The sequence below is a fragment of the Halopiger xanaduensis SH-6 genome (assembly GCF_000217715.1).
GTDB classification, from domain to species: domain Archaea; phylum Halobacteriota; class Halobacteria; order Halobacteriales; family Natrialbaceae; genus Halopiger; species Halopiger xanaduensis.
Genome location: NC_015666.1, coordinates 1,060,545 through 1,085,776, shown reverse-complemented (window position 1 = coordinate 1,085,776; position 25,232 = coordinate 1,060,545). Strand labels below are relative to the sequence as shown.

The following is a 25,232-nucleotide window of genomic DNA, read 5'->3' as shown; positions in this document are numbered from 1 at the left end:
CGTCATAGCAGGCTCGTTCGACGCCGAACTGGCTAGCCGTCGCTATGCCGATTCGTCCGACGAGAGCTCCTCCCACGTCGCAACCGATCCGCCGTGCTCGGCGGCGAACGCCTCGGCGTCATCGGTGCTCGAGAACGGGACGACGTCCTCGCCCATCGCGCCTTCGATCCCGCCGTCGACGACGAACGATGCCGCCGTCGCGTCGGTGAAATCCTCGGCTCGTACGTGACTCGAGATGTACGTCGTTCCCTCGCGTTCGTCGAGGTCGTAGTCGACGCTCGAGTAGTCGGTGACGAAGGCCGCGCGCAGCTCCCGACCGCGCCGGGCCTGTGCAGCGTGGGCGGCGACGAGTTCGTGGACGCTGTCGAACCGCGCCGGTCCGTCGCGGTCCTCGGGGTAGCCGTCCGCGTAGAACAGCTGGCCGGCGGGGCCGTAGTGGTCGGCGACGGTCATCCCGCAGGCGTCGCAGGCCTGGCCGTCGGTCAAGGCGATCGGTTCGGCCGGCTCGGCGGATTCGTCCCCGCTCCCGCCCGCGAGACAGCCGGCGAGTCCGCCGACGGCTGCGAGACCGACGCCGGCGAGGATGCGACGGCGCGAGAGACGGTCCCGGGGGTGCGTCACAGCCGTCGCCTCCGGATCGCGAGCGCGGCGATTGCGATCGGGACGGCGATCCAGGCCAGCAGGGCTCCGCTTAGGACGCCAGTCGAGAGGCCGGACTCGGCCAGCACCGACGCGAACCCGGCGTTGCCGCCGGCCCCCAGCGATCCCAGCACGAGCGCCCGGAAGACCCCGGTCGGGTTCGCCAGCAGCATCGCGGAGACGGCCGTCTCCGAGAGCTCGAGCGCGCCGATCAGGCCGAGCGCGAGCAGGTCGTGGACGAGGACGAACCACGCCCACGCCAGCAGCGAGACGCCGAGCGCGTGGGTCTTCTCGCGGGCCAGCGTCGAGACGAGGACGCCGACCGCGAGGAAGACTAGGCCGAGTCCGACGGCCCCCAGCATGAAGGTCGCGTAGGCGTCGAACCCGTCGAGGCCGTACTCGCGCAGCAGGAAGCCGCCGGCGACGCCGAAGCCGATGATCGTCGCGCTCGCGAGCACGACGGCGCGGCCGGCGGCGGCGCCGACGACGATCCAGGCGCGGTCGACCGGCAGCGAGAACAGGGTCTGGAGCCACCCGCTCTCCTTCCGGCCGACAATAACGTCGTAACTGAACGCGAGTGCGACCAGCGGCACGAGGTAGACCGCGAGCACGGCGAGGCTGCCGACGGTCCGCTCGAACCCCTCGGGGCTCACGCTCGCGCCGCTGAACGTCGTCAGCCCGAGCGCGAAGGCGGCGAAGATCGCGGTCAGCGCGATCGCCCACCGGCCCCGCACCGCGAGGCGGTACTCGGTCTCGGCGACGACCAGCAGCTGGCGGTACCACGCGCCGGACTCGAGATCGTCGGTCTCGGACTCGTGGACGGTCTCGACGTCGGCGTCGGTGTCGGGCGCCATCGCCGTGGTGTACCCGCCGTCGGGTCGCGGATCGGCGTCGGTCATTACGCGCTCACCTCCTCGGTCGCCCGGATCGGCCCCGCGTCCTCGTCCGCATCTTCGTCCTCGAGATCAGGCGCCTCGTCCGTCAGCACGTCCTGGAACACCGCCTCGAGGCCCGGCTCTCGGACCTCGAAGCCGTCGAGCAGCGACGGATCGACGGTGCCGCAGACGCCGAACGCGGCCTCCCGATCGCAGGTAACTTCGATCGCGTCGTCGGTTTCGGTAACGTCGCCGCAGTCCTGAACGGCCTCGAGCAGGTCCGGACGAGCCTGGTCGTTCGCCGGTCGGAGCGAGACGGTAACTCGGTCGTCCGTGTCCGTTTCCGACCGGAGATCGTCGATCGGCCCGGCCGCGCGCAGGTGGCCGTCCTCGAGGATCGCGACGTCGTCGCAGAGCCGCTCGACCTCGCTCAATACGTGCGAGGAGAGGACGATCGTCGTGTCCGTTTCGCGGCCGAGCCGCTCGATGGTTTGGTGGAACGCCGCGACGCCTCGCGGGTCGAGCCCGGCGGTCGGTTCGTCGAGCACGAGCACCGGCGGATCGGCGATCAGCGCCGCCGCGAGGCCGAGCCGTCGGCCCATCCCGTTGGAGTAGCCCTCCACGGCGCGGTCGGCCGCGTCGGCGAGCCCGACCGTCTCGAGGGCGTCGTCGATGCGTTCCCGTTGGTTCGTGAGCCCGCGGATGCGGGCGTGGACGTCGAGCACTTCCCGGCCGGTCATCGCCGGCGGGAAGCCGGCGTGTTCGGGCAGGAAGGCGACGCGCTCGCGGACGCGGTGGCCGGCCTCGGCGACGTCGATGCCGCCGACTTCGATCCGCCCCTCGTCGGGCCGGTCGTGGCCGACCAGCAGCTCGAAGAGCGTCGTCTTTCCCGCGCCGTTCGTTCCGAGGACGCCGAACGTCGACCCGGACGGCACCGTAAACGAGGGTCCGTCCAGGGCGACGACGTCGCCGTATCGCTTGCGGACGTCAGTGATCGTGATCTGCATTGTAGTAGTCCTTCCAGTTGTCGTGTAGCGGTTCGGCGAGCGGTCGGTGGTCGACGATGCCGGGCGATTCGAGGACCGGGAACGAACTCTCGGCCATCCGGACCGCGTCGAAGGCGGGGCTCTCGGCGAAGGCCGCCGCCTGCGGTCGCTCGTGGACCAGCTTTTCGACGGCGCCGGCGGGCTGGTGGCGGAGCTCGCTGACGCCGTCCTCGTCGAGGTCGGTCGTGCGGGCGTCCGCCCAGTAGTTGCCCCGGTCGGTGGCGTTCCAGTGGGCCTGCGAGGTCGTCTCCGCGAACGCGGCCTGGTCGTTGGCGATGAAGCTGTTGCCCGCCACGACGGCGTTGGCGCTGCCGGCCGTGACGTGGACGCCGATCTCGTTCTCGAGCACGAGGTTGTCCGCTAAGCGATTATCCTGCGCGTTGTAGACGTACAGGCCGTTATCGTTGCCGACGACCTCGTTGCCAACGATCGCGCTGTCCTCGACGTCCTTCAACAGGATGCCGTGGCCGCTCGTGCCGTCGTTGTTCACCGCCGTGTTGTTCTCGAGGGTCAGCCCCTTCGAGACCATCAGCGCGAAGCCGACGTCGTTGTCGAAGGCGGTGTTGTCGACGAGCCGGTTGTCGTTCGAGTACATGTAGTGGACGCCGTAGCGCATGTCCCACATCGTGTTGCCCTCGGCGTGGACGCCCTCGGCCCACTGGTAGTAGATCCCGTCGCGGACGGTCGTGATCGAGTTGTTGTGGATCTCGGCGTCCGTCGACTCCCAGAGGTGGATGCCGTTGCCGCGCTGGACCGTCTGGACGTCCTCGCGGCCCGCGATCAGGCTGTCCTCGACGGTCGCGTCGTCGACGCTCCCGATCCAGACCCCGAACGCGATCTCGGTCAGGCGAAGCTCCGAGAGCGTCGCGCTTGAGCCGTTCACGAGGACGCCGCTGTCGCCGGCGCTCTTGTCGAGCCCGGAGTTGCGGATCCAGACCCCCTCGAGGGTCACGTCGTCGGCGGCGATCTCGACGACCGTGCCGTTCTCCCCGCCGTCGATCACCGCGGCGTCGCGCTCGACGGCCGCGACGGTCACGTTCGGCGTGTCGACGGTGACGCGCTCGTCGAACCGGCCCTCGACTATGATCTCGTCGCCGGGCTCGGCGGCGTCGACGGCGGCCTGCAGCGAGTCGAACTGCTGTCCGTCGAGCGTCGCCGTCCCGTCGGCTTCGGGGACGTCGGCGTCGTGGACGTCCGGCACATCAGCGCTCCAGTCGTCGACGCTTTCGTCGCCGCTCGAGCCGTCCGTCGCGGCGACGGCGGCGCCGGCCAGCGAGGCGACGAGCACGGCTGCGGCGAGGACGGCGAAGTAGCGCTCGGTCACGGCGGATCACCGCCCGTTCCGCCTGCGTCGTTCGGTCCATCCGATCGGGAGCCCCCGTCCGTCCGCGGGCTGTGGCCGTCGGACGTCCGCGTCGCACCGGGTTGCTCGCGTTCGCCGGTCGGCCGCTCGTCCGTCGGGCGGCCGTCGCCGCTCGAGTCCTCTCTGTCGCTGCGCCCGATCCGGTCCCGGAGCCGCTCCCAGCCCCCGCGGACGAGCGACGGCGCGTCGCCGACCGTCGCCGGCGAGTGGCGCAGCGCGACGGCGACCGCCAGCAAGGCGACCGCGACCACCAGCAGGTAGCCGCCGGGACCGAACCAGGCGTTCCCGTCGATGTTGGCGACCGCGTAGTTGCCCAGCAGCGGCGGCGTGAAGCCGTCGACGCCGTTGAGCGGTGCGGCCGGATCGAGGGTGTGGCCGGCCTGGTAGAGCCGGTACTGGATGATCGCGGCCATCGTCCCGAAGATCGCAACCGTCCCGCCCAGCAGCGCGACCAGTCCGCGCTCGAGTTTCCCGCTGGGGAGCACGGAGACGGCCGCGGACGCGCCGGCGAGGCCGATAAAGGCTACCGGACCGAGCACCCACTCGGGCACGTCGATCGCCTTCTCGTGGACCTCGTAGTTGGGCTCGACGTACACCGGGTCCGGGTAGTAGAACCCGACGTACTTGTTGAGCGCCGCGACCTCGCCGAAGTCGCCGCCGATCCGCGGGTAGGCGTACAGTTCGACGACCAGCGTCTCGACGTACTGGGGCGCCTCGAACGTGATCCGCCACACCGGCAGCGCCAGTGCGAGCAGGAACAGCCCCGCCGCTGTCAACGGGAGGGCGCGCCGGAGTTCGGTCAGTCGCTTGAGGCGGGATGGGATCATGGTGAGTTACTCGTCCGCGGGTTCGACGATCAGTCGCGAGCGCATCTCGAGGTGCAGCGCGCTGCAGAAGAACGCACAGTACATCCAGTAGACGCCGGGCTCGTCGGCCGTGAAGGTGACCTCGCGGGTTTCCTGCGGTGCGAGCTTGATGTTGATGTCGTGCTCGGGGATCGCCAGCGAATGGAGGATGTCCGGCGTCTGCTCGATGTTGGTGACGGTCATCGTCACCTCGTCGCCCTCCTGGACGGTCACTTCGTGGAGGCCGAACTCGTTGCGCGTCGAGTACATCTTCACGTGGGCCCTCCCGTCCTCGCGAACGACTTCAGACTCGCCGTGGTCGACGTACTCCTCCTCGTAGTCCGCGGGGTCGTAGATGTCCGCGGGCTGGATCTTGTCCGCGCTGACGATCGACGCGTCGTGCGGTTCGGCGTAGGAGGGCGTGTCCTTCACGAGCTGCATCCCCTCCTCGTCGTCCCCGATGTAGATCAGCTGGTCGTTTTCGGGTTTTTGCGGGCCGACGTTCAGGAACCGGTCCTTCGAGAGCTTGTTCAGCGAGATCAGCCAGTCGCCCTGCGGATCGGCCGTGTACGATTCGCTGGCGATCAGGTGGCCGGGGTTGTAGTGGACGTCGATCTTCTCGACGACCGGATCTTCGGACTGGGCCTCGGCCTCGACGGCGGCCTCGATGTCCCACTTGACGACCTGCGAGTCGATAAACAGCGTCGTGTAGGCGTGGCCGCGGCCGTCGTAGGCGGTGTGCAGCGGCCCCATTCCGAGGCTCGGCCGGCCGACGATCGCGTCGTTGGGGTCGTCGACCTCGGCGAGTTGCTCGATGTCGATCACCGAGCACGTGGGGTCGAGCTTGCCGCTGGCGATCGCGTACTTGTTGTCCGGCGTGACGCTGACCCCGTGGGGGCTCTTCGCAACGTCGATGTAGCGGACGATCGGTCGGTCGCCGCCGTTCAGGTCGCTGTCGCGGGTGCCGTCGACGACCGGGACGCCGCCGATCTCCTCGTACTGGCCGTTCTCGACGGCCTCCTCGATGGCGGGCACGTCGAAGGCTTTCAGCCAGTCGGTGTCCGAGGAGGACATCTCGCTTTCGGTGGTGGCGTTCTCGCTGTTGTAGCCGGTCGCGAAGAACCACCGTCCCTCCTTGCCGCCGTCGCCGTTGTCCATGTTACCGTCGACCAGCACCTCCCACTCGACGTTCATCGTCTCGGGGTCGATGGCGGCGATAGTCGACGTGTAGCTGTCGGGATCGGTGAGGTCCCGCCCGTCGTTGGGCATCGGGACGCGGAACTCGCCGACGCCGAAGACGTACTTCGTGTCCGGCAGCAGACAGCAGGCGCCGTGGGTCCCCTGCTGGTTCGGAATGTCGACGATGGCGTCCGTCTCGAAGTATTTGAGGTTGATCCGGGCCATCCGGCCGTTCGCCTTGTCGTTGACGAACGCCCAGCGGCCGTCGTAGTCGTTGTCCGTCTGGCTCACGCGCGGGTGGTGGGTGTCGCCCCACGAGTAGCCGCCCGCGTCCTCGAGCATCTCGCTCGTTCGGTCGTCGAAGCCGTAGCCGCGGGCGCTCTCCCGGCCGAAGACGGGAATGCGCATCAGTTGCCGCATCGACGGCACGCCGTAGACGCGGATCTCGCCGGAGTGACCGCCGGAGAGGAACGCGTAGTAGTCGTCGTGCTCGCCCGGCGGCACGCTCGCATCGACGTCGGACGCCGAGGCCAGCCCGTCGTCCTGGTCGCTGAGCAGGCCCGTACAGCCGGCGAGCGAGCCCATCGCACCGGCGGCTGCACCTGCCTTCATGAAGTCGCGGCGCGGAATGCGATCGAACAGCGGTTCTCGCTCGGTGCCCGCGTCGGTCTCGCTCGAGTCCTGCGTGGGGGAAGTAGGTTCGTCGGTCATTGTCCTGACAGATGTCGGAGTGACGCCCGACAGCGGGCGCCCCCGATCATCACAGATAGACCTCGGAACTACGGGGTATTAGAGCAGGATCGGAATTCCTACGGGGTGAGAGCAATTCTTACGGTGTAGGAAGTCACGCGAACCCGTTCGGCAAAACAGTGGTTATGGGACAACGATCGTTCGGTCCGGTTGCCACGTCGCGCCGGCAGTAGCAGCGAGACGGAACCGACGAGCCGCTCAGGCGTCCCGGAAAATACGATACGCGCCCTGGCCGATCGCGACCTCGCACGTCTCGCCGTCGGGCGACGTGCTCTCGACGACGATCTCGCTGACGCCGACGCTCGAGCCAGCCCGGACCACATTCGCCGTCGCCGTGAGGTCGCCCGTCGCCGGCCGCAGGTAGTTGACGTTGAGGTTGATCGTTGCGATGCTGGCAGCGAAAGGGTTCTCGATTTCAGTCCGCAGCGCCAGTCCACCGGCGGTATCCAGCAGCGTGGCGGCGATGCCGCCGTGGATGTCCGCCCGGCGGCCGTCCGGCGCGTGCGGGCGCGTGTTGGTCAGTTTCTCGTCGTAGGGCACCGAGAGCGTCATTGTCCCCGGCCCGACGTTGTCGACGCTGGTACCGATCCACGAGAGGAACTCCTGGTGCTCGTCGATGAAGTACTGCACGAACCCCTCGAGGTCGCCGTGTTCCCCGAACTCGTCCATCGCCGCGCTGAACTCGTCGGCGTCGGTCATGCACCCTCGTCCGACGGGGACGCCCTTTATCGCTGCGTTTCACTGTTTTCCGGTTGTCGTGCGTTTGTTCCGAAGCGGATTTCGAGGCGGGACTAACCGTTTCACGCGTACACCGAAGTGTGCGGCGCCCGTACGGTCGCGTATGGCCGACCGATCGACCCCGCGAACGCGAGCTCGACCGCGGTCCCCGCCCACCCGAGGGACGGCGCCGCCGACCCACGAGGGGCTGCCCGTCATCGGCAACACGCACCAACTCGTTCTCGAGCAGGGCGGGCTGTACGAGGACGCGGCCGAGCGCGGCGACGTCGTGGAGCTTCGGATTCTCGGGTTCGGCGAGTTCTACCAGGTGAACCACCCCGATCTGGCCGAGCACATTCTCGTCGACGACCGCGACCGGTTCCGGAAGGCCAGCCTGAGCCGTGACGACCTCGGCGACCTCCTCGGACAGGGGCTGGTCCTCAGCGAGGGCGATCTGTGGGAGCGACAGCGCGAGCGGATCCAGCCGGCCTTCTACATGGACCAGATCGCGGACTACGCCGACGTGATGACCGCCGAGGCGCGGGCGGCGGCCGACGAGTGGGGCGAAAAAGCGACCGTGAACGTCGAGCGCGAGATGAAGGCGCTCACGCTGGGGATCCTCGTGAAAGCGATGTTCGGCTCGGAGATCGACTACGAGGCCGCAGGGATTCCCGATATCGTGGCCAAGCTGCAGGAGCCCGGCGAGCCGGTAAAGCAGCCGATCGCGCGGCTGGTGCCGAAGTGGGTCCCGATTCCGATGTGGCGCCGGTACGAGCGGGGCATCCGCGAGATGGAGGGGCTCATCGAGGCGTTCGTCGACCGCCGTCGAGCCGAGGGACCGGAGACCCGCGACGACCTCCTCTCGCGGCTGCTGACCGCCACCGACGAGGCGGGGGAGACGATGTCCGAGCGGCTGCTCCGGGACGAGCTGATGACGTTCCTGTTCGCCGGGCACGAGACGACGGCGACGGCGCTGACGTTTACCTGGCTATTGCTCGCTCAACATCCGGACGTCGAGCGGCGGCTCGTCGACGAACTCGAGGCGGTGCTGGACGGCGACCGCGCGACCGTCGCGGACGTTCCCGACCTGGAGTACACCGAGGCGGTGCTGCGCGAGGCGATGCGGCTCTACCCGCCGGTGCCGTCGATCCCGCGGGAGACGACGGAGCCGCTCACCCTCGGCGGGTACTCGATCCCCGAGGGCGCGACCGTGGCGCCGATGCAGTGGACGATCCACCGCGACGAGCGCTTCTGGGACGAGCCGCTGACGTTCGATCCCGACCGGTTCCTGGGAGACGAGGCCGAGCGGCCGGACCTGGCGTACTTCCCGTTCGGCGCCGGTCCGCGGCGGTGCATCGGCCAGCAGTTCGCCCTCGTGGAGGGGACGCTGATCCTCGCGACGCTGGCCCGCCGGTACCACCCCGTGCTCGTCTCCGACCCGAACGTCGACCTCTCCGTGAGCATCACCACGCGGCCGCTCGAGCCGATCGAACTGCGCGTCGAGCCGCGGGAATAACTCGACGCTCAGATTTACTAACATTATGCTGCGAGGATCTGGTGTCGTGCGGACACTCGAGGTCGCCGGTCGACTCGAACTCGTTCCTACTTCCCGTCTTTCTTTCACGCTTCGGAAAGCACTTACTATCCCAGCAGTATCGTTGGTTCATGACAGACAGAAAACAGGAAAGTGGAGCGATCCGCCACGGTCGGCGACGGCTGCTCACCCTTTCCGGTGCACTCCTCGCGGGAGTCGCCGGCTGTACCGGATCCCAGCAACCCGACGGCTCGCAATCGAACGGTACCGCCGCCGACGAGGACGCCGCCTTCGAGGAGTACGCCGTCCCCTCGTTCCCGCAACCCAACCCGGTCACCGACCTGGAGATCGAGCGCGACTCTTTCGCCGAGCAGGTTCGCGGCAACGTCGCCTTTTCGTTCGACCTGCTCGCGCGATTACGCGCTACTACGCCCGACGAGAACCTCTTTTTCTCACCGTACAGCGTCTCGGTCGCGCTGGCGATGACCTACGGCGGTGCGCGCGACGAGACGGCGACGGAGATGGCCGACGCCCTCCACTACGAACTCGAGGGCGAATCCCTCCACGGCGCCTTCGGCTCGCTCGAGGCCGAACTCGAGCAGCGCAACGAGGACGGTCGGACGGTCGAGACGGCGGGACAGACGGACGAGGAAAACGAGGAGGACGAGGATGACCTCGGCTTCCAAATCTCGAGCGCGAACGCCGTCTGGCCTGACGAGAGCTTTCAGTTGGACGAGGCCTACGTCGACCTACTCGAAGCGCATTACGGAAGCGGCCAGCATCGCGTCGACTTTTCGGGGAGTCCGGACGAGGCGCGTCGAGAGATCAACGGGTGGGTCGAAGAGCGGACGAACGACCGTATCGAAGACCTCCTCTCGGCGTCTGCGGTCAACCGGACGACTCGGCTCGTGCTCACGAACGCGGTTTACTTCCGCGCCGCCTGGGAACACGACTTCGCTTCCGCCTCCACAGAACCGGCGCCGTTTGCGGGGATAGACGGGAGCGAAACCGAAGTCGAGATGATGCACCAGACGACGGAACTTCCCTACGCCGAGATCGGCGGCCACCAACTCGTCGAGCTGCCCTACGCAAACGACGACACGAGCATGGTCGTCATCTTACCCGCCGAAGGCGAGTTCGAGTCCTTCGAGGAGTCGCTTACGACCGACCGACTCGCGACGATGCTCGAGGAGACGTCCCGACCGCGGGTCGACCTTACGATGCCGAAGTTCGGAATCGAATCGAAGTTCGAGCTCGCGGCCGAGATGAAGAAACTGGGTATGGAACGGGCCTTCGGCCGCGACGCTGACTTCAGCGGAATGGTCGAGAGCGACGGCAGTGGACTGTCCATCGACGAAATCGTCCATCAAAGCTTTATCGAGGTCGACGAAGACGGGACGGAAGCCTCGGCGGCGACGGCAGTGGTAATGGGTACGGACGGTAGTGGTGGCGGTCCGGCCGATCGCGTCGAGATGACCGTCGATCGGCCGTTCCTCTTTTACATCCGCGACCGGCCGACCGAGACGCCGCTGTTCGTCGGCCGCATCGTCGACGGAAAGACGTTATAGAACAACTGACAGATCCGGTCGCGCGTCATGCGGTCTCCGTCGGTCGGACGCGAACTCGTACCCGCTCGCTCACCGCAAACGACCGATCGGGACAGATCAGCTTGGCACCGAAATCGGCGTCTCGAGCGCAAAACAGCGAGAGCCCGGTGATCGGGTCGCCGTTGGCGGTCACGACCACGTCGTCCCATTCGATCGTTCGCCCCTCTCGGGTTCCGAGCCGGTCACCGTTCAACGAGACGGTGTCGCGTCCATTCCCGCCAAGATCACCGGCAGCTAGCAGGCCGCCGCCGTCGTAGTGCGGCAGTCCGCCGTCGAGGATGCCCCCATCGTCAGCCCCGATCCCGACGAATGTCTCGCCGGGCGCCGGATGGCTCGGCGCGTCGAGAACCGCATACGTCTCGCCCGTCGAGACGACGGTTCCGGTGCCGTCCCACTCGAGCGGCCGTACCTCGGCGTCGATCGCGAGCGGCAGCGACCCCGACGCGCGGTAGGGGTTCTGCTCGGGACCGCGGAAACCCAGGTGGAGGTGGTTGTCGACCCATGGGGCGAAAAAGCCCGCGCGGACGAGCCGGCCCAGCGACTCGCCGCGCCGGACGCGGTCGCCGGCCTCGACCGTCGGCTCGACGTGAAGGATGCGAGCCGTGAGCCCGTCGAACGCGGGATCGGCGGGCTCGAGCAGGATCAGGTGGTCGTGCTCGGGCGCGTAGGGTTTCGGCGGCGCGCGGACGGTCCGCGTTTCCCGGACGACGCCGGCGAGGGGGCTTGGCGCGGCGGTCGTCCGACCGTCGCGAAGCGTGCCGGGGTACAGATCGATCGCACAGCCGGCGTCGTGGGCCGGATACGGCGAGTTGTACAGCGAGAACCGGGCGTACTGCGAGAGTAGCGACTCGGGTAGCGTGACGGATCCGGAATCGGACGCGGTGGGTGTGGGAGAGCCGGCCATCGGTTCGCCTCGAGTCCTACTGGGCAGCGGGACCGTTTAGGCCCGTCGCCGTGAACCCCCGCTATGCGCGTGTTCCGCGGCCGCGCGGCGACTATCGAGGCCGACCGCGCGGCGAGCGAGCGACTGCTCGAGGTCGCCGCTGCCGGCGAGCCCGCGGTGCGAGTCTGGTGTCCGCACCGGCAGGTCGCGTTCGGTCGTCGCGACGCGCGACTCGAGGGGTACGACCGCGCTAGCGAGGCCGCCCGCGCCGCGGGGTTTCCGCCGGTCGAGCGCGACGTCGGCGGCCGGGCGGTCGCCTACGACGGCGACGCGACGCTCGCCTTCGCTCGGGCCGAACCGGTTGCGGACTTCCGACGCGGGACGACTGCCCGCTACGAGCGACTGACCGACGACGTCAAACGAGCGCTCGCAGACCTGGGCGTCGCGACCGAGCGCGGCGAACCCGACGATTCGTTCTGCCCCGGGACGCACTCGCTGTCGGTCGAGGGACCGGCGGGCGAGCGTCGAAAAATCGTCGGCATCGCCCAGCGCGTTCGGCAGGACGCCGCGGTCGGCGCCGGCATCGTCCTCGTCGACGCTCGCGAGGAACTCGCCGACGTCCTCGAGGCAGTCTACGACGCGCTCTCGGTGCCGCTCGATCCCGAAACCGTGGGCACGATCGCGTCGGCCGGCGGGCCGGCGGATTCGGACCGCGTTCGGACGGCGCTCGAGGCGGCGCTCGTCGGAGACGCGGAGCCGACGATCGAACCGATTTCGGCGCTCGAGGACGGTGGCGGAGACGAAGACGGGAGCGAGCGGTAGCGGTTCGGAGAGGTCGCTGATCGTTTCTGGAGAATAGCCGAAACCGCGCGTGCAACGCGGAGGTACTATTTTGCCGCTCGACGGCGTCGGACTCGAGCATGGTGCGGCTACCCGCTGACCAGGAGGCGGTCCGATGACCGACGATACTGAGGCCGACACGACCAGCGGCACAACTGACGACGCCCCCACAGACGACCCCCGCTGGGACGAACTCCGCGAGGACGCGGCGGCGATCGCCGAGGAGTACGGCGACGACGGCTGGGACACCGTCGTCCTCGAACCCGCCGCGGTCGACGCCGCCCCGTCGGAGACCGACGAGCGAGGCGGCCTCGAGGCGATCGTCTCGGAGACGGAGTACGGCCTGCTCGAGGCGCTCGTCGAGCGCGACGACGTCGCCGTCGACGAGGCCGAAGTGTACTACCGGCCCTCGGAGGGCGACGAGCGCCGGTTCGCGCTGGCGGTCGAGCGCGATACGAGTCGCGGAATCGCGGTCTGTCTGCCGCTGACCTACCGGCTCACCGAGGCGCAGACGCACGCCGTCTTCGAAACCGCGCTCGCCGACGGCGAACTGCTGGTTCACGTGCGGTCGAGCGACGGCCCCGCGGACGCCGATCAGCGGGTCACCTTCTCGCACGACGACCCGTTGCTATTTCTCGAGGACTCGGACGTTCAGGCCCGGACGGGGACGGAAGCCGAAGGCGACGACTGACGCGAGCGGGGTAGCGCCGGTGCAGCACCGCTCGCCGCCGCCGTCGATCACTCCTCGTCGGCGTCGGCGTCCGCGTCCCGCTCGCGCAACTCCTCGCTGGCCTCGCGAACCTCCCGCATCACGCTCGAGATGCGCTCTTCGGCCTCGAGTTCCTCCTCGACGGAGAGGTCGACGCCCTCGACCTCGAGGAGGAACTTGGCGACCTCGGTGGCCTCGTACATCACGTCGTCGAGTTCCTCGGCGGTGAAGAAGTCACACATCGCGCCGTAGAGGAAGGTCGCGCCGGCGGTGCGGACCTTATCCTCGAAGGAAGAACGAGCCTGATTGACCGCCTGCGGCGTGTAGGTGTCGGTCATGAAGGGGACCAGTTCGGGCAGGTTCTCGCCGATCTTGGTCATCTCGACGCCGGTCTCGGTCCGGAAGTCCGAACAGAGCCGGGCGATGGCCCACTCGCGGGCCGTGATGTAGGTGCGATCGCGGAGGAACTCGTTGACCCGGTCGTACTGCGCGCCGTCCATCTTCTTGAAGCGGGCGTACTTCCGGACGTCCTCGGGGACGTCGGACTCCTCGGGTTCGGGGTCGGGGACGCCGGGCATCGACGATTCGTCGGCCCCGTCGGTCCCGTCGGCCTCTGTAGACGCCGCATCGGCATCCGAATCGGCGTCGGCGTTCGAGCCGGAATCGGCGGGAGAATGGCTCGCGGGATCGGTATCGGCATCGGAATCGGGTACGTTCAGTCCGTCCTCGTCCATGCCCGCTTATTCCGACACGCGCGAGATAAGGGTTGTTCTCGAGCGGCCGCGCGTCGGGGGACGGATAAACTCCGCGCGAATCCTCCGGAGTTCTGCCGAATTTAAGTTCGTGAGTGCCGTGCGGTAGTATATGTCACAGACGCCAGTCGTCGCGGCCGCGGTCCGAACGCCACAGGGGAAAGAGGACGGCGTGTTCGCCGACGTGCGGAGCGAAGACCTCTCGGTCCCGCTGATCGACGAAATCCTCGCCGAAACCGGCCTCTCGGGCGAGGAGATCGACGATCTGATGTGGGGCTGCGCCCAGCAGCGCGGCGAGCAGGGGAACAACGTCGCCCGCGTCATCGCCCTGCTCTCCGAACTTGGCGAGGCGGTGCCGGCGACGACGATCAACCGCTGGTGCGCCTCCTCGATGCAGGCGGTGATGTCGGCGGCGGACGCGATCGCGGCCGGCAACCGCGACGCGGTCCTCGCGGGCGGCGTCGAGAGCATGAGCCGCGTCCAGATGGGAGAGAACATGGGGTCGATCCACCCGCGGATGGCCGACCTCTACAACGTCGGCGAACTCCAGATGGGGATGACCGCCGAGAAAGTCGCCGAGGAGCACGACATCAGCCGCGAACAGCAAGACGAGTACGCCGCACGGAGCCAGCAGCGGGCCGTCGAAGCCACCGAAGACGGGCGGTTCGCCGAGGAAATCGTCCCGATCGAAACCGAGGACGGCACCGTCGAAGAGGACGAGGGACTGCGACCCGGGACGACCAAAGAAAAGCTCGCCGAACTGCCGACCGTCTTCAAATCCGACGGCACCGTCACGCCCGGCAACGCCTCCCAGATCTCCGACGGCGCCGCCGCGCTGTTGGTCACCAGCGAGGCCTTCGCCGAGGACCACGACCTCGAGATCCTCGCAGAAGTCGGCGCGAACAACGTCGCCGGCGTCGACCCGACCGTCATGGGAATCGGCCCGGTGCCCGCCACGCGGGGCCTCCTCGAGCGCAACGGGCGCGAGGTCGACGACTACGATCAGGTGGAACTCAACGAGGCCTTCGCCAGCCAGACGCTCTACTGCCGCGACGAACTCGGCGTCGACCCCGAGATATTCAACGTCAACGGCGGCGCGATCGCGATCGGGCACCCGCTGGGCGCCTCGGGCGCGCGGCTGCCGGTGACGCTGATCAACGAACTTCGCCGGCGCGGCGGCGGGCTCGGGCTGGCGACGCTCTGCGTCGGCTTCGGACAGGGTGCGGCGATCGAGTTCGAGGTGAACTGAGCCGCCGCATACCTGAACCGCGCTCCAGTATAGTCCCCGCATTTGGCCGCCCGTTTAGTACCCTCGAGCCGTACGACCGGTATGAGCTGGCACCTCCTGGCGGTTATCGTGGGGATTCCGCTCGCCTGGCACCTCGGGCTCACGGCCGTCGCCTACTACGACGCCGGGCGGGTCGGCCTCGAGCCGCGGGCGAAGTGGACGGCGATCACCTTTCTGATCCCGCTGTTCGGCTTCTTCATCTACCTGTTCGAGCGCAGCGAACTCGACTACGACCCCGAGGAGGACCCCTACCGCGGCAACAAGTTCAACATCCACCCCTCGCGGGCCAACGACTCGCCGCTGCCGTCTCGCGGCGACGACCGACTGTCGTCCGAATCCGGCGCCGAGTCCGACGCCGACGACCAGACGGACGACGGGCGGAACCGAGACGACCGGCGCGACTAAACGGGAGCGGACACCTCGAGAGGGAGAGGAGAGGCTGAGGATTCGATGGCCAGAGATACCAAGCAACAGTTCCGGACGGTATCTCGAGTCGATAAGTCGATACCGTGACCGGTCTCGAGGCACCGATGACGCGGGTGGCATGAGGAACGTTCGCCGTCTCGGTGTGTTTAGTCTACGTCGGATTCCGCTCACTCAGCCCTGTTGAAATCCTCAAATAGCGATAGCTCGGATATTCATGATGGAGCGATCGTGTGTGGAGGGCAAAAATATCGAAAAGACTAACATTATTTAGGCTGGCCTAAACTACATGGCAGACAATTCCAGTAACCACACGGCACCGACGCGCAGAGGCTACATAAAACACGGCGGCGCAGTTATGGGCGGCGGACTGTTTGCCGGCTGTGCCAGCGACTCCGGGTCGGAGAACACTACTACCGAGACGACTACGGAGGAGGAGACGACTACCAAGGACAGTTCGTACTCGGCGACGCTCGCGCCAGCAGGCAAGGTCACGCTCGACTCGGAACCCGAAGATATCTTCACGATGCTAGGCCACCACGCCGACATGGTGCTGGCGCTCGGTCGAAGCGACGATATGAACGCGATGTTCGCGCCAGAATACCACCAAGGGTTGTACCGGAAGTTAACACGCCACTTCGACGGGATTTCTATCGACTGGGAGGGGTTGTACAACTCGTGGCCACCGAAGAAGGAGAAACTGTACGAACTCGACAGCGATGTCCACATCGCTGACCCGGCGAAAGTTGCGACCGCCGATGGATGGGACAACAACGACGTGCAAGAGATCGCGGAGAAGGTCGCGCCGTGGTTCGGAAACGCGCTCAGTGGCACCAATCGGACGCCGCCAGAGGGCTGGAAAGACCAGTACGAGTACTACACGTTATGGGAAATCTTCGGCAGGGTCGCACAGTTGCTCGGAGAAGACGAACGGTACGAGGCTCTCGCGTCCGTCCACGACTCGATGGTTCAGACTATCGCGGAGAAACGCCCGCCGGAGAGCGGGCGACCGACCGCGGCGCTGGTGTTGTTCTCGTCGTCGGAAGATCACAAGGGATGGGGCTACAAGATGAACCATCCGGGCTACTATGCCGCACACACGCGCCCGATGGGGGTCACCGACACGCTGTCCGAGGCCTTCGGAGGGGGATACGGCGAAAGCGGGCGAAATATGCCGTTCGACTACGAACTGCTCCTTGAAGCGGATCCGGACGTGTTGCTCATCCTCGGTTCGATGACGGCGTATTTCAACCCTGACGAGATTCGGAAGACCCTCGAAAACCACGAGGTTGCCAGCGAACTCACCGCCGTCAAGGAGGGCAACGTCTACGCCCAGGGTGCGCGACGACAGGGTCCGATTCTCAACCTGTTCCAGCTTGAAATGACCGCGAAACAGCTCTATCCCGACCAGTTCGGCGAGTGGCCCGGCTACCAGAACGGTGAACCGTATCCACAGATTCCTGAAGAGGAGCAAATGTTTGACCGCCAGCGTGTCGCGGATATCATCAGCGGAGATATCTAACGCCGGAATCACCCCTCTTTTCTCGACGCACTCCTCCGTACCGGCGGATTCTGTGCGAAGCAGTTGGGACAAACGAAAGAGAATTTGGCCCTGTTGAAACCCGCAATTGGTGATAGGCTGTCGAAGCCGTACTGAATACACAGCGGCCCTCCTCGCGATCGCGGTCGGCACGTGACGCCTGCGAACGATCCGCGAATGACGAGCTTGGTGGCACTTATCACGTCCCGGCGCCGACACGAGATATGTCGCTGTCAGCAGACGAGTCGCTCGAGGAGGCCACGATCGAGGACCTCTACGAGCAACTCGAGACCCTAGAGGAGACGGTCGATACGTCCGACGAGCGGACGGAGGTGCGCCGGACGATGCGACTCGTGAATCGACTCTCCCACAACCGGGCGATGAACAGCGTGATCACGCGGTTTACGGGCAAGGACAAGGCCGAGGCGTTCGTCGGCAGCGTCGTCATCGGGCTGCCGATGCTCGTCGAGGGCGGCGTAATGGAGATCGGGACGTTCCTCGCGACGCGGCCGGCGTTTTTCGTCGCGAACCTCGCGATGGCGGTCGCGCTCGTGGTCGGGATCCTCTACGTCGCCGACTTCCGGGAGATCCAGATTCACAACCCCTACTTCGGCGTGGTTCCGCGACGACCGGTCTGGGTGCTGGGTATCGCGTTCGCGACGGCCGCCGTGCTGATGACGCTGTGGGGACGCGTCGCGTGGGACGAGCCGTGGCTCGATCTCTGTCAGGTGTCGGTCGTCTTCACGGCGATGGCCATCGGCGGCTCGCTGGGCGACATTCTGCCCGGCGAGAGTGAACCGTAGCGCGTCTCGAGACCCTCGGAACCGAGGGTCAAGGATTACTCGAGAACCGGTCGCTCGTCGTCGAGGACGATCTCGAGGCGACCGCCCTCAAAGAGGCGGTCGATCTGGTCGTGGGTGAACTTCCCGTCGCAGTCGTCGCCGATGAAGGTCACGAAGCGCTCGGTGCGCTCGACGACGGTCGCGAGGGAGTCGCCGGTGCGGTAGTAGTAGCGAACGGTCGTCCCGGGAAAGAGGGCCTCTGAGGTCGTCGGCAGGTAGGTAAAGCCGTGGAGGACCATATCCGACCACTCGAGGAAGTCGGTATATTTCTTGTGGACGCCGGCGGGTGAGGGCGTCGTTACGCGACCCCAAAGCCGCGGACGGGAACGGGGCGAGCGAAGACGAGAATTTAATGTCTCGGCCGAGCACCTTCGGATAGATGGTGCGCCACGATTCCACCGTCGACGTCTACAAACAGGCGTTGCCGGTTATCCTCGTCAGCCTCGTGGCGGGGCTGTTCGCGGGGACGCTGCTCGGCACCGAAACGATGCGAAACGGAATCGAGAGCGTCCCCGGTCTCTTGCTGTTGCTGCCGGCGTTTCTCGCGACGCGGGGCGGCGTCTACGGCTCGCTCGGGGCGCGCCTCTCGAGCGGCCTCCACCAGGGGATCATCGATCCCGAGTTCGAGTGGAACGGTCCCCTCAGAAACGCGATCCTCGCCTCGTTTCTGAACGGCATGATCGTCTCCGTATTTATCGCGGTCCTGGCCTGGGTCGTCCTGCTCGTACTCGGGCGGAACGGAAACCTCCTCGAGCTGGTCATCATTCTGTTCGTCGCCGCGTTGCTCTCCGCGTTCGCCATGCTCGGCGTCCTGCTTACGGTGATCTTCAAGGGCTACCGTCGCGGGCTCGACCCCGACAACGTCATCGGGCCGGTCGTGACGACCGTCGGCGACGTCTTCGGCGTCGTCTTCCTGCTGGTCGGCGTCAGCGTCGCGGGGGTGCTCCTGTAACGATGAGCGGCGACCGCGGGATCGACGAGGATCTCGACCCCGACGACGGCCTGCTCGAGGACTGGGCGGTCCGGAACATCGTGACGACGCTCGTTCCCCTGCTGATCGCCATGTCGGTGCTGCAAATGGTGTCGGGGACCGTCCTCGAGAGCTTCGAGGAAGAACTGCTCGAGAACCCCTCCCTTCTCGTTCTGGTGCCGGTGATGATCGGCACCGCGGGTAACCTCGGGTCGATCATGTGCGCGCGCCTCTCGACCCAGTTACACCTGGGGACCCTCGAGTTCTCGCCGGCGAATCCCGGGATCCGGGCGAACGTCGGCGCCGTGCTGGGGCTGGCGGCGACGGTGTTCGTGTTGCTCGGGATCGCTTCGTGGGCGATCGGCGCGCTCCTCGGCGGCACGCTGGGACTGGGTACGCTGCTGGTGATCACGATGGTCAGCGGCATGCTGCTCGCCGTCTGGGTCGTGATCGTCAGCACCGTCTCGGTGTACGTCTCCTATCAACTGGGATACGATCCCGACGACACGACGATTCCGGTCGTCACCAACGTCTGCGACATCACCGGCGTCTTGATCCTCTTTGCAGTGGTGTGGGTCGTACTCTAAGCGGGAAACTCCGCCTCGAGCGCGCCGCGTCCCGCGTCCCGCGCCTCGATGGCGACGACGACACCGGCACCCACAGCGCTCGAGACTCAGGCGGGTAACTCCTCCGAGAGTGGCGACGGCGGTCGATTGTCACGTCATCGTAGGCGTCCTCGTCGTCAAGCGTCCTCGTAGATCCGATCGACCCGATCCGCGAACCGGTCCAAGATCGCCCGCCGCTTCTTCTTCATCGTCGGCGTCAGCAACTCGTTTTCCTCCGTGAACTCCTGCGGAACCAGTTCGAACCGCTTGATCCGCTCGTAGCCGTCCAGCCCCTCGTTGACCCGATCGACCTCCCGCTGGATGTACTCGCGGACGCGCTCGTCGTCGCACATCGCTTCGGGATCGTCGGGCAGGTCGATCCCCTCGCGGTCGGCCCACTCTCGGACGTGGGCCGTGTTGGGGACGATCAGCGCGCCGACGAACTTCTCGCCGTCGCCGACGACCATGCACTGCTCGACGACCTCGCTCGAGACGAACCGATCCTCGATCGGCGCCGGCGCGACGTTCTTTCCGGTCGAGAGGACGAGGATCTGCTTGGCCCGGTCGCGGAACTCGAGGTAGTCGTCGGGGCGGCGGTGGACGACGTCGCCGGTGCGGAACCACTGGCCCGACGCCTCGCCGTCGGCCATGACGGTCGCCTCGCTCTCGCCGATATCGTCCGTAAAGGAGCGATCCGTCGCCCCGGGTTTGTTCCAGTAGCCCCGCGTGACGTTCGGCCCCCGGACGAGGAGTTCGCCGACCTCGCCGGGGTCGTCGGCGAAGGCGGCCTGGTCGGCGACGCTCTCGTCGATCGCGATCTCGACGTCGACGACGGGCGGGCCGATGGTGCCGATCTTCACCTCGCCCGGCGGATTCACCGAGATGACGGGCGACGTTTCGGTCAGGCCGTACCCCTCGTGGATCGGCAGCCCCATCGCGTGGTAGAGCTGGCACAGTTCCGGCGAGAGGCTCCCACCGCCGCTGATCAGGAGTTCGATATTGCCGCCGAGCGCCTCGCGGACCGTCGAGAAGACGAGTTTGTCCGCGAGCGTCCGCTTCGCGCGCAGCAGCGGTCCGGGCTCGTCTGTCTCCTGGTACGCGACGCCGACATCGGTGGCCCACTCGAAGATACGCTTCTTGGCCGGCGATTCGCTGGCCTGCTCACGAATTCGGTCGTAGATTTTCTCGTAAACGCGCGGGACGCTCGTGGCGGTCGTCGGCTCGACGAGGGAGAAATCCTCCTGCAGCGTGTCCGGACTCTCCGCGTACGCGACGGAGGCGCCGGTCGCGAACAGCACGAAGTGGCCGGCCGTGCGCTCGAAGACGTGAGCCAGCGGGAGATAGGAGACGGCCCGGGAAGTTTCGTCCAGCGTCGGCACGTCGTCGTCCCTGTCGGGACGGGGCGCGAACCGCCTGTGGACCTGATTGACGTTCGACCGGAAGTTCCGGTGGGTCAGGCGGACGCCCTTCGGTTTCCCCGTCGTCCCGCTCGTGTAGATCAGACTCGCCAGATCGTCCATCGCCGGCGCGTCGACCCACGTCTGGTAGGTCTCGAGGTCGAACGCCTCGTCGCCGCGCTCGTAGAGGTCCGCGAGCGTGAACACGTCGTCGCGCTCGGCGGCGTCGTGGCCCTCGAGGTCGTCTATCGAAACGATGAACTCCAGGTCGAGGGAATCTTCGACGGCGAGGACGCGCTCGAGCAGCTCGCGGTTCTCGACGACGACGCCGTTCGCGTCGGGGTCGTCCAGCAGGTATTCGACCTTCTCTTCTGACGATCCCGTGTAAACGGTCGTCACGACCGCGCCGGCGCCGAGCAGGGCGAAGTCGCATTGGGCCCACTCCATCCGGGTGTTGGCGAAGATGCCGATCCGGTCGCCGCGCTCGACGCCGAGGTCGCGAAAGCCGGCCGCGAGCCGGCGGACGATATCGCGCATCTCGGCGTAGGAGATCGTGCGAAACTCGCCGGGCGTCGCGGCGGGCAGGACCGAATCGGTCAGCGAGCGATCGTAGATGCCGCCCTTGTACCGCTGGGCCGCCCGGTTGGCGTTGCGTTCGGCCGAGGCCTCGAACATCCGTCCTAAGGTGGTCTCGTCGATCACCTCGTCCTCGTACTCGCGTTCGGCGTCCCGCCAGTGCATAGCCTATGGCACAACCTCGCACACGATAAAACGTGAGGAAACTGATTGCATCCGCGAGCGGGTTTATTCAGTTGTCGATACTCGGCCGAAATTGGACGCATGGGGGCCGGCAAACCGCGAATCAGTTACTCGTCGCGGCTATCCAGATAGCCGAGTACGCCGCGAACGTTCATCGCGGCTTCCGCCCTAGCCTTCCGCTCGCTCCAAGCGTCGAACAGCGCTTCGTCCGCTGTCTCCGCGAAGTGCTCGACCACGGCCTCGTCGTCCTCGAGTTCCGCGCGCTTCGCCTCGACGGCCTCGACCCACTCCGTGAGGACGCCTTCGTACGCCGCGAGGGCGCCCTCGAGATCGTTGCCGACGTCCCGCGGCCCGAAGTGGGTGTACAGGAGCACGTCGGGATCGATCTCGGCGATCGTCTCGAGGTCCGCGAGACACTGCTCGAGGTCGAAGTCCGACGGCGGCGAGGTCTCGACGATCCGCTCCTGCTCGGGCACCCAGATGCCGGCGGCGTCGCCGGTGAAGACCGCGTCGTTCGCGGGGTCCTCGAAGATCACCTGGTGGAAGGCGTGGCCGGGGGCCTCGTGGACGCGCAGTTCGTGGGCCCCGAGGTCGATCGTATCGCCGTCTTCGATGCCGACGATTCGGTCCTCGGGAATCGGCTCGGGTTCGACGTAGAACTCCCACTGGTCGCCGACGGCGTTTTTCGTGCCCGCGACGAGTTTCCCCGGATCGGCCAGCAGGCTCGCGCCGACGTCGGGGACGTAGACGTCCGCGTTCGGGCACTTCTCCGCGAGAAAGCCCGCGCCGCCGGCGTGGTCGAGGTGGATGTGCGTCACCGCGACGGCCGCGAGTTCCTCGCGGTCGATGTCGAGTTCCTCGAGGGCCTCGAGGATGCGCTCGTGGTTGGTGCCGATGCCGCTCTCGACGACGGCCGGTCCGTCGTCGTCGAGGATGTACGCGGCGCCGTAGCCGCTGGTGTCGTACATCCCGGTGTCGAGGTAGTAGAGATCCGAGCAGTCGCCGGTCGTGACTTCGCGGACGGTTCCGGCGTCCGTCTCCGTATCCGTGTCCGTATCGGCCATACCGATACCCCGTCGCGGAACGGGATAAAAATCGTGTTAACTGTGGCCACTCTCGAGTCTCGAGCGCCGCCGGTCAATCGTCGTCCGGTTGATCTTTCCACTCGCCGATCCCCGACGGATCGAGGTGGACGTGCGCGTCGCCGACGTCGTCGATCGCGCGCAGTCGGTCGACCAGCTCCGACTCGATGTCGTGGGCCTCCCGGAACGGCATGTCGCCGTCGACCTCGACGTGGACCTCGACCTCGAGGACGACCCCGTCGTAGAAGACCGTCAGGTCGTGGACGCCCTCGACGTCGGGGTGGCTGCGCAGCGCCTCCGTGATCTCCGCGCGCTGCTCCGGTCCGGCCGCGGCCCCGATGAGGTAATCGACGTTCTCGCGGGCGATCTCGATCCCCTGGTAGACGACCAACAGGCTGACGAGGCCGCCGGCGATCGGATCGAGCAGCGGGAACCCGAACAGGACGCCGCAGACGCCGACGACGGCGGCGACGGAGGTGTAGATGTCGTTCAGGCAGTCCGTCGCGAGAGCGGCCAGCGAGGTCGACTCGAGGCGTTCGTTGACCAGTTCCGTGTAGCGGTAGACGAGGTACATATCGACGATCGAGAAGCCCAGCGCGGCGAGCAACAGGACGTTGAACTCGACCTCGACGCCGTAGATAATGCCCTGCGCAGAGTCGTACAGTAGATTCAATCCGAGCAGAGAAATCACGGCGCCGACGAACAGCGCCGTCAGCGGTTCGATCCGGGCGTGGCCGTGCGGATGGGTCGCGTCGGGTTCGTCGAACGAACTCCGGCCCCAGACGAGGACGACGACGCTCGCGACCAGATCCGCGACCGAGTGGGCGGCGTCGGCGACCAGGGCGACGCTTCCGAAGGTCAGCCCCACGAACCCCTCGAAGAGGATCTTCACCGCGTTGCCGAGGACGTTCACCCCCGACGCGCGGACGAACGCCCGCCTGTCGTCGGTCGCATCGCCGGTCGCGTCGCCGGTCATGGCTCGTTTTAGAGACAGTCTAACCTTGGGTCTTCCGGTGCCCGCGAGCGACAGACAGTCGTTCACGGCGCCCAGTGCAGTCGCTGTCACGGCGGTTCCGGAATTCTCATGTGACTGCCGTTGAAAACCGACGGTGAATCGCTCGCTAAACCAGCGCTCGCGTCGAATCCGGGCGATGGGGCCCGCCCGATCCAACCGCCGGCCGCGCGACCCGCCGCAACTGCAACCGCGACCGCCGCCGGCTGACGGTCCCTGCCAGTCCACCGCCCATGGCAGCCGACCGCTCACAGTCACACCCCCTCGTCCGCCTCGAGACGCTCGCACTGATCGCCGTCGGCGGCTTCGCCGGCTCGAACCTCCGGTACTTCGTCGACGGCGTGCTCCCTGCGATTCCGGCCGTGGTAGCCGTCAACGCTGCGGGGAGTTTCTGCCTCGGCCTGTTCGCCTACGAGGCCCAGTCTATCGGCCTCCTCGAGCGCCGCTCGCGGCTCGTCTTCACGACCGGCTTCCTCTCCTCGCTGACGACCTACAGCACGTTCGCGCTCCAGACCGCGCTCGAGGCGGGTCCCGCTGAGCCGCTGTTGCTCGCCGGAATCGTCGCCGCCAACTACGGGCTCGGGTTCGCGGGCGTGCTCGCGAGCCGGGCGCTGGTCCGGCACTTCACCGAGGATAGCGAACCCGCGGCCGACTCCGAGAACGGCGGTGAACGGGCGTGATCGACGCGCTCGTCTCGGCCGTTCCGTTCGCGTTCGATCCCGAGCCGGCACACGTCGTCGGCACCGGCGGCGCGATCGGCGCCATATTACGGCATCAGGTGTCGCTGCGCTGCTCGAGCGAGCGGTTCCCGTGGCCGACGCTCGCGGTGAACGTCCTCGGAAGCTTCGTCTTCGCGCTCTCGATCTTCGCCGGCGCCGGTGACGCTGCGCTCCGGTTGCTCGGGACCGGCATCTGCGGCTCGTTCACGACCTTCTCCTCGTTCTCCGTCGAGACGGTCCGGCTCTACGAGCGCGGCGACCGGCGGCTCGCGGTCGCCAACGCGGCCGGGAACCTCGTCCTCTCGCTGGCGGGGATCGGACTCGCGCGGGCGGTCGTCGCCGCCTGGCCGCTGTGAGGGGCGGCTGACGAATAGCCGCCGAAACGCTGCTCTCCCCTCGAGATTGTGGAGAATCCCGAAACGTGTCGGTCGGACGTCTGACTGAAATTCAAGTGTCGGGATGTGGCCCTCGTCGGTATGGCACTCGACGCCCCCATCCCGACCCTCGCGGAGACCCCCCGCTCCCAGCGAACTCGAGCGCCCGCTACTGCGACCGCAGCGCGCGAACGGAGGGCGGACCGATGACGACGCTGACGATCGCGATGACGACGGCGATAACGCTGCTCAAAGTCCTCCGGACGCTCCGGGTCGGCGCGAGCACGAGCACGAGTGCGGGCGCGGACGCTCGCGGCCGACGGAAACTGGCGCGGACGCTACGCGGCGGGCTTCGCGAGCGCCTCCGCACGCTCGTGCCGATCGTCCTCGCGCTCGCCGTGATCGGCATCGGGACGATCGTCTACGCGGAACTCGTGTTCGTGCTGCTCGAGTACGCCGAATAACGCGTCGCTGCTCCGCTC

At 67.1% G+C, this 25,232-nt stretch carries 26 protein-coding genes; 13 read left to right on the top strand and 13 right to left on the bottom strand.

Annotation, left to right across the window (positions count from 1 at the left end; genetic code table 11):
- Positions 1 to 42 precede the first annotated feature (42 nt).
- From HALXA_RS05345 to HALXA_RS05315, 7 genes are all read right to left on the bottom strand, one after another.
- On the bottom strand, positions 43 to 621 hold the full coding sequence (locus HALXA_RS05345; protein WP_013879291.1) for a nitrous oxide reductase accessory protein NosL: 579 nt from the start codon (positions 619 to 621) through the stop codon (positions 43 to 45).
- Positions 618 to 1,538, bottom strand: coding sequence for an ABC transporter permease (locus HALXA_RS05340; protein WP_013879290.1), 921 nt, complete (start codon positions 1,536 to 1,538; stop codon positions 618 to 620). The genes HALXA_RS05345 and HALXA_RS05340 overlap by 4 nt, the downstream gene beginning before the upstream one ends.
- Entirely contained in the window at positions 1,538 to 2,521 is a 984-nt protein-coding gene (locus tag HALXA_RS05335; RefSeq protein WP_013879289.1) for an ABC transporter ATP-binding protein, read from the bottom strand. Before HALXA_RS05335 ends, HALXA_RS05340 begins: the two co-directional genes overlap by 1 nt.
- A complete protein-coding gene (gene nosD, locus HALXA_RS05330) occupies positions 2,502 to 3,884 on the bottom strand; it encodes a nitrous oxide reductase family maturation protein NosD (protein ID WP_013879288.1) in 1,383 nt (460 codons plus the stop codon). The genes HALXA_RS05335 and nosD overlap by 20 nt, the downstream gene beginning before the upstream one ends.
- Positions 3,881 to 4,750, bottom strand: coding sequence for a hypothetical protein (locus HALXA_RS05325; RefSeq protein ID WP_013879287.1), 870 nt, complete (start codon positions 4,748 to 4,750; stop codon positions 3,881 to 3,883). Before HALXA_RS05325 ends, nosD begins: the two co-directional genes overlap by 4 nt.
- A gap of 6 nt (positions 4,751 to 4,756) precedes the next feature.
- Positions 4,757 to 6,658, bottom strand: a complete 1,902-nt coding sequence (gene nosZ / locus HALXA_RS05320; protein WP_013879286.1) for a TAT-dependent nitrous-oxide reductase — start codon at positions 6,656 to 6,658, stop codon at positions 4,757 to 4,759.
- 237 nt (positions 6,659 to 6,895) lie between these two features.
- Positions 6,896 to 7,396, bottom strand: a complete 501-nt coding sequence (locus tag HALXA_RS05315) for a PaaI family thioesterase (RefSeq protein ID WP_013879285.1) — start codon at positions 7,394 to 7,396, stop codon at positions 6,896 to 6,898.
- A gap of 142 nt (positions 7,397 to 7,538) precedes the next feature.
- Between HALXA_RS05315 and HALXA_RS05310 the strand changes: the two genes are divergently transcribed.
- On the top strand, positions 7,539 to 8,930 hold the full coding sequence (locus tag HALXA_RS05310; RefSeq protein ID WP_013879284.1) for a cytochrome P450: 1,392 nt from the start codon (positions 7,539 to 7,541) through the stop codon (positions 8,928 to 8,930).
- A 149-nt stretch (positions 8,931 to 9,079) separates the two neighbouring features.
- Positions 9,080 to 10,516, top strand: coding sequence for a serpin family protein (locus HALXA_RS05305; protein ID WP_013879283.1), 1,437 nt, complete (start codon positions 9,080 to 9,082; stop codon positions 10,514 to 10,516).
- A gap of 25 nt (positions 10,517 to 10,541) precedes the next feature.
- On the opposite strand, the gene HALXA_RS05300 is transcribed toward HALXA_RS05305, so the two are convergent.
- Positions 10,542 to 11,459, bottom strand: coding sequence for a hypothetical protein (locus HALXA_RS05300; protein WP_013879282.1), 918 nt, complete (start codon positions 11,457 to 11,459; stop codon positions 10,542 to 10,544).
- 63 nt (positions 11,460 to 11,522) lie between these two features.
- On the opposite strand from HALXA_RS05300, the gene HALXA_RS05295 reads away from it, so the two are divergent.
- The gene (locus HALXA_RS05295) at positions 11,523 to 12,260 is read left to right on the top strand and encodes a lipoate--protein ligase family protein (protein WP_013879281.1); all 738 of its coding nucleotides are present in this window, start codon (positions 11,523 to 11,525) and stop codon (positions 12,258 to 12,260) included.
- Positions 12,261 to 12,393: 133 nt separating this feature from the next.
- Positions 12,394 to 12,969 (top strand): DUF7529 family protein, encoded by a 576-nt coding sequence (locus tag HALXA_RS05290; RefSeq protein WP_013879280.1) that lies wholly within the window; start codon positions 12,394 to 12,396, stop codon positions 12,967 to 12,969.
- Between the two features lie 47 nt (positions 12,970 to 13,016).
- On the opposite strand, the gene HALXA_RS05285 is transcribed toward HALXA_RS05290, so the two are convergent.
- A complete protein-coding gene (locus tag HALXA_RS05285) occupies positions 13,017 to 13,721 on the bottom strand; it encodes a DUF5806 family protein (protein WP_013879279.1) in 705 nt (234 codons plus the stop codon).
- Between the two features lie 130 nt (positions 13,722 to 13,851).
- Between HALXA_RS05285 and HALXA_RS05280 the strand changes: the two genes are divergently transcribed.
- From HALXA_RS05280 to HALXA_RS05265, 4 genes are all read left to right on the top strand, one after another.
- A complete protein-coding gene (locus HALXA_RS05280; RefSeq protein ID WP_013879278.1) occupies positions 13,852 to 14,988 on the top strand; it encodes a thiolase family protein in 1,137 nt (378 codons plus the stop codon).
- 81 nt (positions 14,989 to 15,069) lie between these two features.
- Positions 15,070 to 15,432, top strand: a complete 363-nt coding sequence (locus tag HALXA_RS05275; RefSeq protein WP_013879277.1) for a hypothetical protein — start codon at positions 15,070 to 15,072, stop codon at positions 15,430 to 15,432.
- Positions 15,433 to 15,739: 307 nt separating this feature from the next.
- Complete coding sequence (locus tag HALXA_RS05270) at positions 15,740 to 16,972, top strand: ABC transporter substrate-binding protein (protein WP_013879276.1); 1,233 nt, start codon at positions 15,740 to 15,742, stop codon at positions 16,970 to 16,972.
- A gap of 242 nt (positions 16,973 to 17,214) precedes the next feature.
- Positions 17,215 to 17,793 (top strand): DUF2391 family protein, encoded by a 579-nt coding sequence (locus HALXA_RS05265; protein ID WP_013879275.1) that lies wholly within the window; start codon positions 17,215 to 17,217, stop codon positions 17,791 to 17,793.
- 35 nt (positions 17,794 to 17,828) lie between these two features.
- On the opposite strand, the gene HALXA_RS05260 is transcribed toward HALXA_RS05265, so the two are convergent.
- Positions 17,829 to 18,071, bottom strand: a complete 243-nt coding sequence (locus HALXA_RS05260; RefSeq protein WP_013879274.1) for a hypothetical protein — start codon at positions 18,069 to 18,071, stop codon at positions 17,829 to 17,831.
- Positions 18,072 to 18,211: 140 nt separating this feature from the next.
- Between HALXA_RS05260 and HALXA_RS05255 the strand changes: the two genes are divergently transcribed.
- The gene (locus HALXA_RS05255; protein ID WP_013879273.1) at positions 18,212 to 18,784 is read left to right on the top strand and encodes a magnesium transporter; all 573 of its coding nucleotides are present in this window, start codon (positions 18,212 to 18,214) and stop codon (positions 18,782 to 18,784) included.
- Between the two features lie 2 nt (positions 18,785 to 18,786).
- Entirely contained in the window at positions 18,787 to 19,389 is a 603-nt protein-coding gene (locus HALXA_RS05250; protein WP_013879272.1) for a magnesium transporter, read from the top strand.
- A 155-nt stretch (positions 19,390 to 19,544) separates the two neighbouring features.
- Here the strand turns inward: HALXA_RS05250 and HALXA_RS05245 are convergent, their stop codons facing one another.
- The 3 genes from HALXA_RS05245 to HALXA_RS05235 all read right to left on the bottom strand — a co-directional run bounded on the left by HALXA_RS05245 (position 19,545) and on the right by HALXA_RS05235 (position 23,621).
- Positions 19,545 to 21,545, bottom strand: coding sequence for an AMP-dependent synthetase/ligase (locus HALXA_RS05245; protein ID WP_013879271.1), 2,001 nt, complete (start codon positions 21,543 to 21,545; stop codon positions 19,545 to 19,547).
- A 125-nt stretch (positions 21,546 to 21,670) separates the two neighbouring features.
- Complete coding sequence (locus HALXA_RS05240) at positions 21,671 to 22,627, bottom strand: MBL fold metallo-hydrolase (RefSeq protein ID WP_013879270.1); 957 nt, start codon at positions 22,625 to 22,627, stop codon at positions 21,671 to 21,673.
- Between the two features lie 73 nt (positions 22,628 to 22,700).
- On the bottom strand, positions 22,701 to 23,621 hold the full coding sequence (locus tag HALXA_RS05235) for a cation diffusion facilitator family transporter (RefSeq protein WP_013879269.1): 921 nt from the start codon (positions 23,619 to 23,621) through the stop codon (positions 22,701 to 22,703).
- Between the two features lie 269 nt (positions 23,622 to 23,890).
- On the opposite strand from HALXA_RS05235, the gene HALXA_RS05230 reads away from it, so the two are divergent.
- From HALXA_RS05230 to HALXA_RS05220, 3 genes are all read left to right on the top strand, one after another.
- Complete coding sequence (locus HALXA_RS05230) at positions 23,891 to 24,337, top strand: fluoride efflux transporter FluC (RefSeq protein WP_013879268.1); 447 nt, start codon at positions 23,891 to 23,893, stop codon at positions 24,335 to 24,337.
- Positions 24,334 to 24,732, top strand: a complete 399-nt coding sequence (locus HALXA_RS05225; protein WP_013879267.1) for a fluoride efflux transporter FluC — start codon at positions 24,334 to 24,336, stop codon at positions 24,730 to 24,732. Before HALXA_RS05230 ends, HALXA_RS05225 begins: the two co-directional genes overlap by 4 nt.
- 224 nt (positions 24,733 to 24,956) lie before the next feature.
- A complete protein-coding gene (locus HALXA_RS05220; RefSeq protein WP_013879266.1) occupies positions 24,957 to 25,214 on the top strand; it encodes a hypothetical protein in 258 nt (85 codons plus the stop codon).
- Positions 25,215 to 25,232: the final 18 nt, after the last annotated feature.

What these genes read in the sequence shown, in the direction of transcription:
- HALXA_RS05310 (WP_013879284.1), top strand. Translation starts at nt 7,539, where the DNA reads ATGGCCGACCGATCGACCCCGCGAACGCGAGCTCGACCGCGGTCCCCG.
- HALXA_RS05305 (WP_013879283.1), top strand. Translation starts at nt 9,080, where the DNA reads ATGACAGACAGAAAACAGGAAAGTGGAGCGATCCGCCACGGTCGGCGA.
- nosZ (WP_013879286.1), bottom strand. Translation starts at nt 6,658, where the DNA reads ATGACCGACGAACCTACTTCCCCCACGCAGGACTCGAGCGAGACCGAC.
- HALXA_RS05265 (WP_013879275.1), top strand. Translation starts at nt 17,215, where the DNA reads ATGTCGCTGTCAGCAGACGAGTCGCTCGAGGAGGCCACGATCGAGGAC.
- HALXA_RS05325 (WP_013879287.1), bottom strand. Translation starts at nt 4,750, where the DNA reads ATGATCCCATCCCGCCTCAAGCGACTGACCGAACTCCGGCGCGCCCTC.
- HALXA_RS05340 (WP_013879290.1), bottom strand. Translation starts at nt 1,538, where the DNA reads ATGACCGACGCCGATCCGCGACCCGACGGCGGGTACACCACGGCGATG.
- HALXA_RS05235 (WP_013879269.1), bottom strand. Translation starts at nt 23,621, where the DNA reads ATGACCGGCGACGCGACCGGCGATGCGACCGACGACAGGCGGGCGTTC.
- HALXA_RS05285 (WP_013879279.1), bottom strand. Translation starts at nt 13,721, where the DNA reads ATGGACGAGGACGGACTGAACGTACCCGATTCCGATGCCGATACCGAT.
- HALXA_RS05290 (WP_013879280.1), top strand. Translation starts at nt 12,394, where the DNA reads ATGACCGACGATACTGAGGCCGACACGACCAGCGGCACAACTGACGAC.
- HALXA_RS05255 (WP_013879273.1), top strand. Translation starts at nt 18,212, where the DNA reads ATGGTGCGCCACGATTCCACCGTCGACGTCTACAAACAGGCGTTGCCG.
- HALXA_RS05230 (WP_013879268.1), top strand. Translation starts at nt 23,891, where the DNA reads ATGGCAGCCGACCGCTCACAGTCACACCCCCTCGTCCGCCTCGAGACG.
- HALXA_RS05220 (WP_013879266.1), top strand. Translation starts at nt 24,957, where the DNA reads ATGACGACGCTGACGATCGCGATGACGACGGCGATAACGCTGCTCAAA.
- HALXA_RS05295 (WP_013879281.1), top strand. Translation starts at nt 11,523, where the DNA reads ATGCGCGTGTTCCGCGGCCGCGCGGCGACTATCGAGGCCGACCGCGCG.
- HALXA_RS05270 (WP_013879276.1), top strand. Translation starts at nt 15,740, where the DNA reads ATGGCAGACAATTCCAGTAACCACACGGCACCGACGCGCAGAGGCTAC.
- HALXA_RS05335 (WP_013879289.1), bottom strand. Translation starts at nt 2,521, where the DNA reads ATGCAGATCACGATCACTGACGTCCGCAAGCGATACGGCGACGTCGTC.
- HALXA_RS05250 (WP_013879272.1), top strand. Translation starts at nt 18,787, where the DNA reads ATGAGCGGCGACCGCGGGATCGACGAGGATCTCGACCCCGACGACGGC.
- HALXA_RS05245 (WP_013879271.1), bottom strand. Translation starts at nt 21,545, where the DNA reads ATGCACTGGCGGGACGCCGAACGCGAGTACGAGGACGAGGTGATCGAC.
- HALXA_RS05315 (WP_013879285.1), bottom strand. Translation starts at nt 7,396, where the DNA reads ATGACCGACGCCGACGAGTTCAGCGCGGCGATGGACGAGTTCGGGGAA.
- HALXA_RS05260 (WP_013879274.1), bottom strand. Translation starts at nt 18,071, where the DNA reads ATGGTCCTCCACGGCTTTACCTACCTGCCGACGACCTCAGAGGCCCTC.
- HALXA_RS05280 (WP_013879278.1), top strand. Translation starts at nt 13,852, where the DNA reads ATGTCACAGACGCCAGTCGTCGCGGCCGCGGTCCGAACGCCACAGGGG.
- HALXA_RS05300 (WP_013879282.1), bottom strand. Translation starts at nt 11,459, where the DNA reads ATGGCCGGCTCTCCCACACCCACCGCGTCCGATTCCGGATCCGTCACG.
- HALXA_RS05240 (WP_013879270.1), bottom strand. Translation starts at nt 22,627, where the DNA reads ATGGCCGATACGGACACGGATACGGAGACGGACGCCGGAACCGTCCGC.
- HALXA_RS05275 (WP_013879277.1), top strand. Translation starts at nt 15,070, where the DNA reads ATGAGCTGGCACCTCCTGGCGGTTATCGTGGGGATTCCGCTCGCCTGG.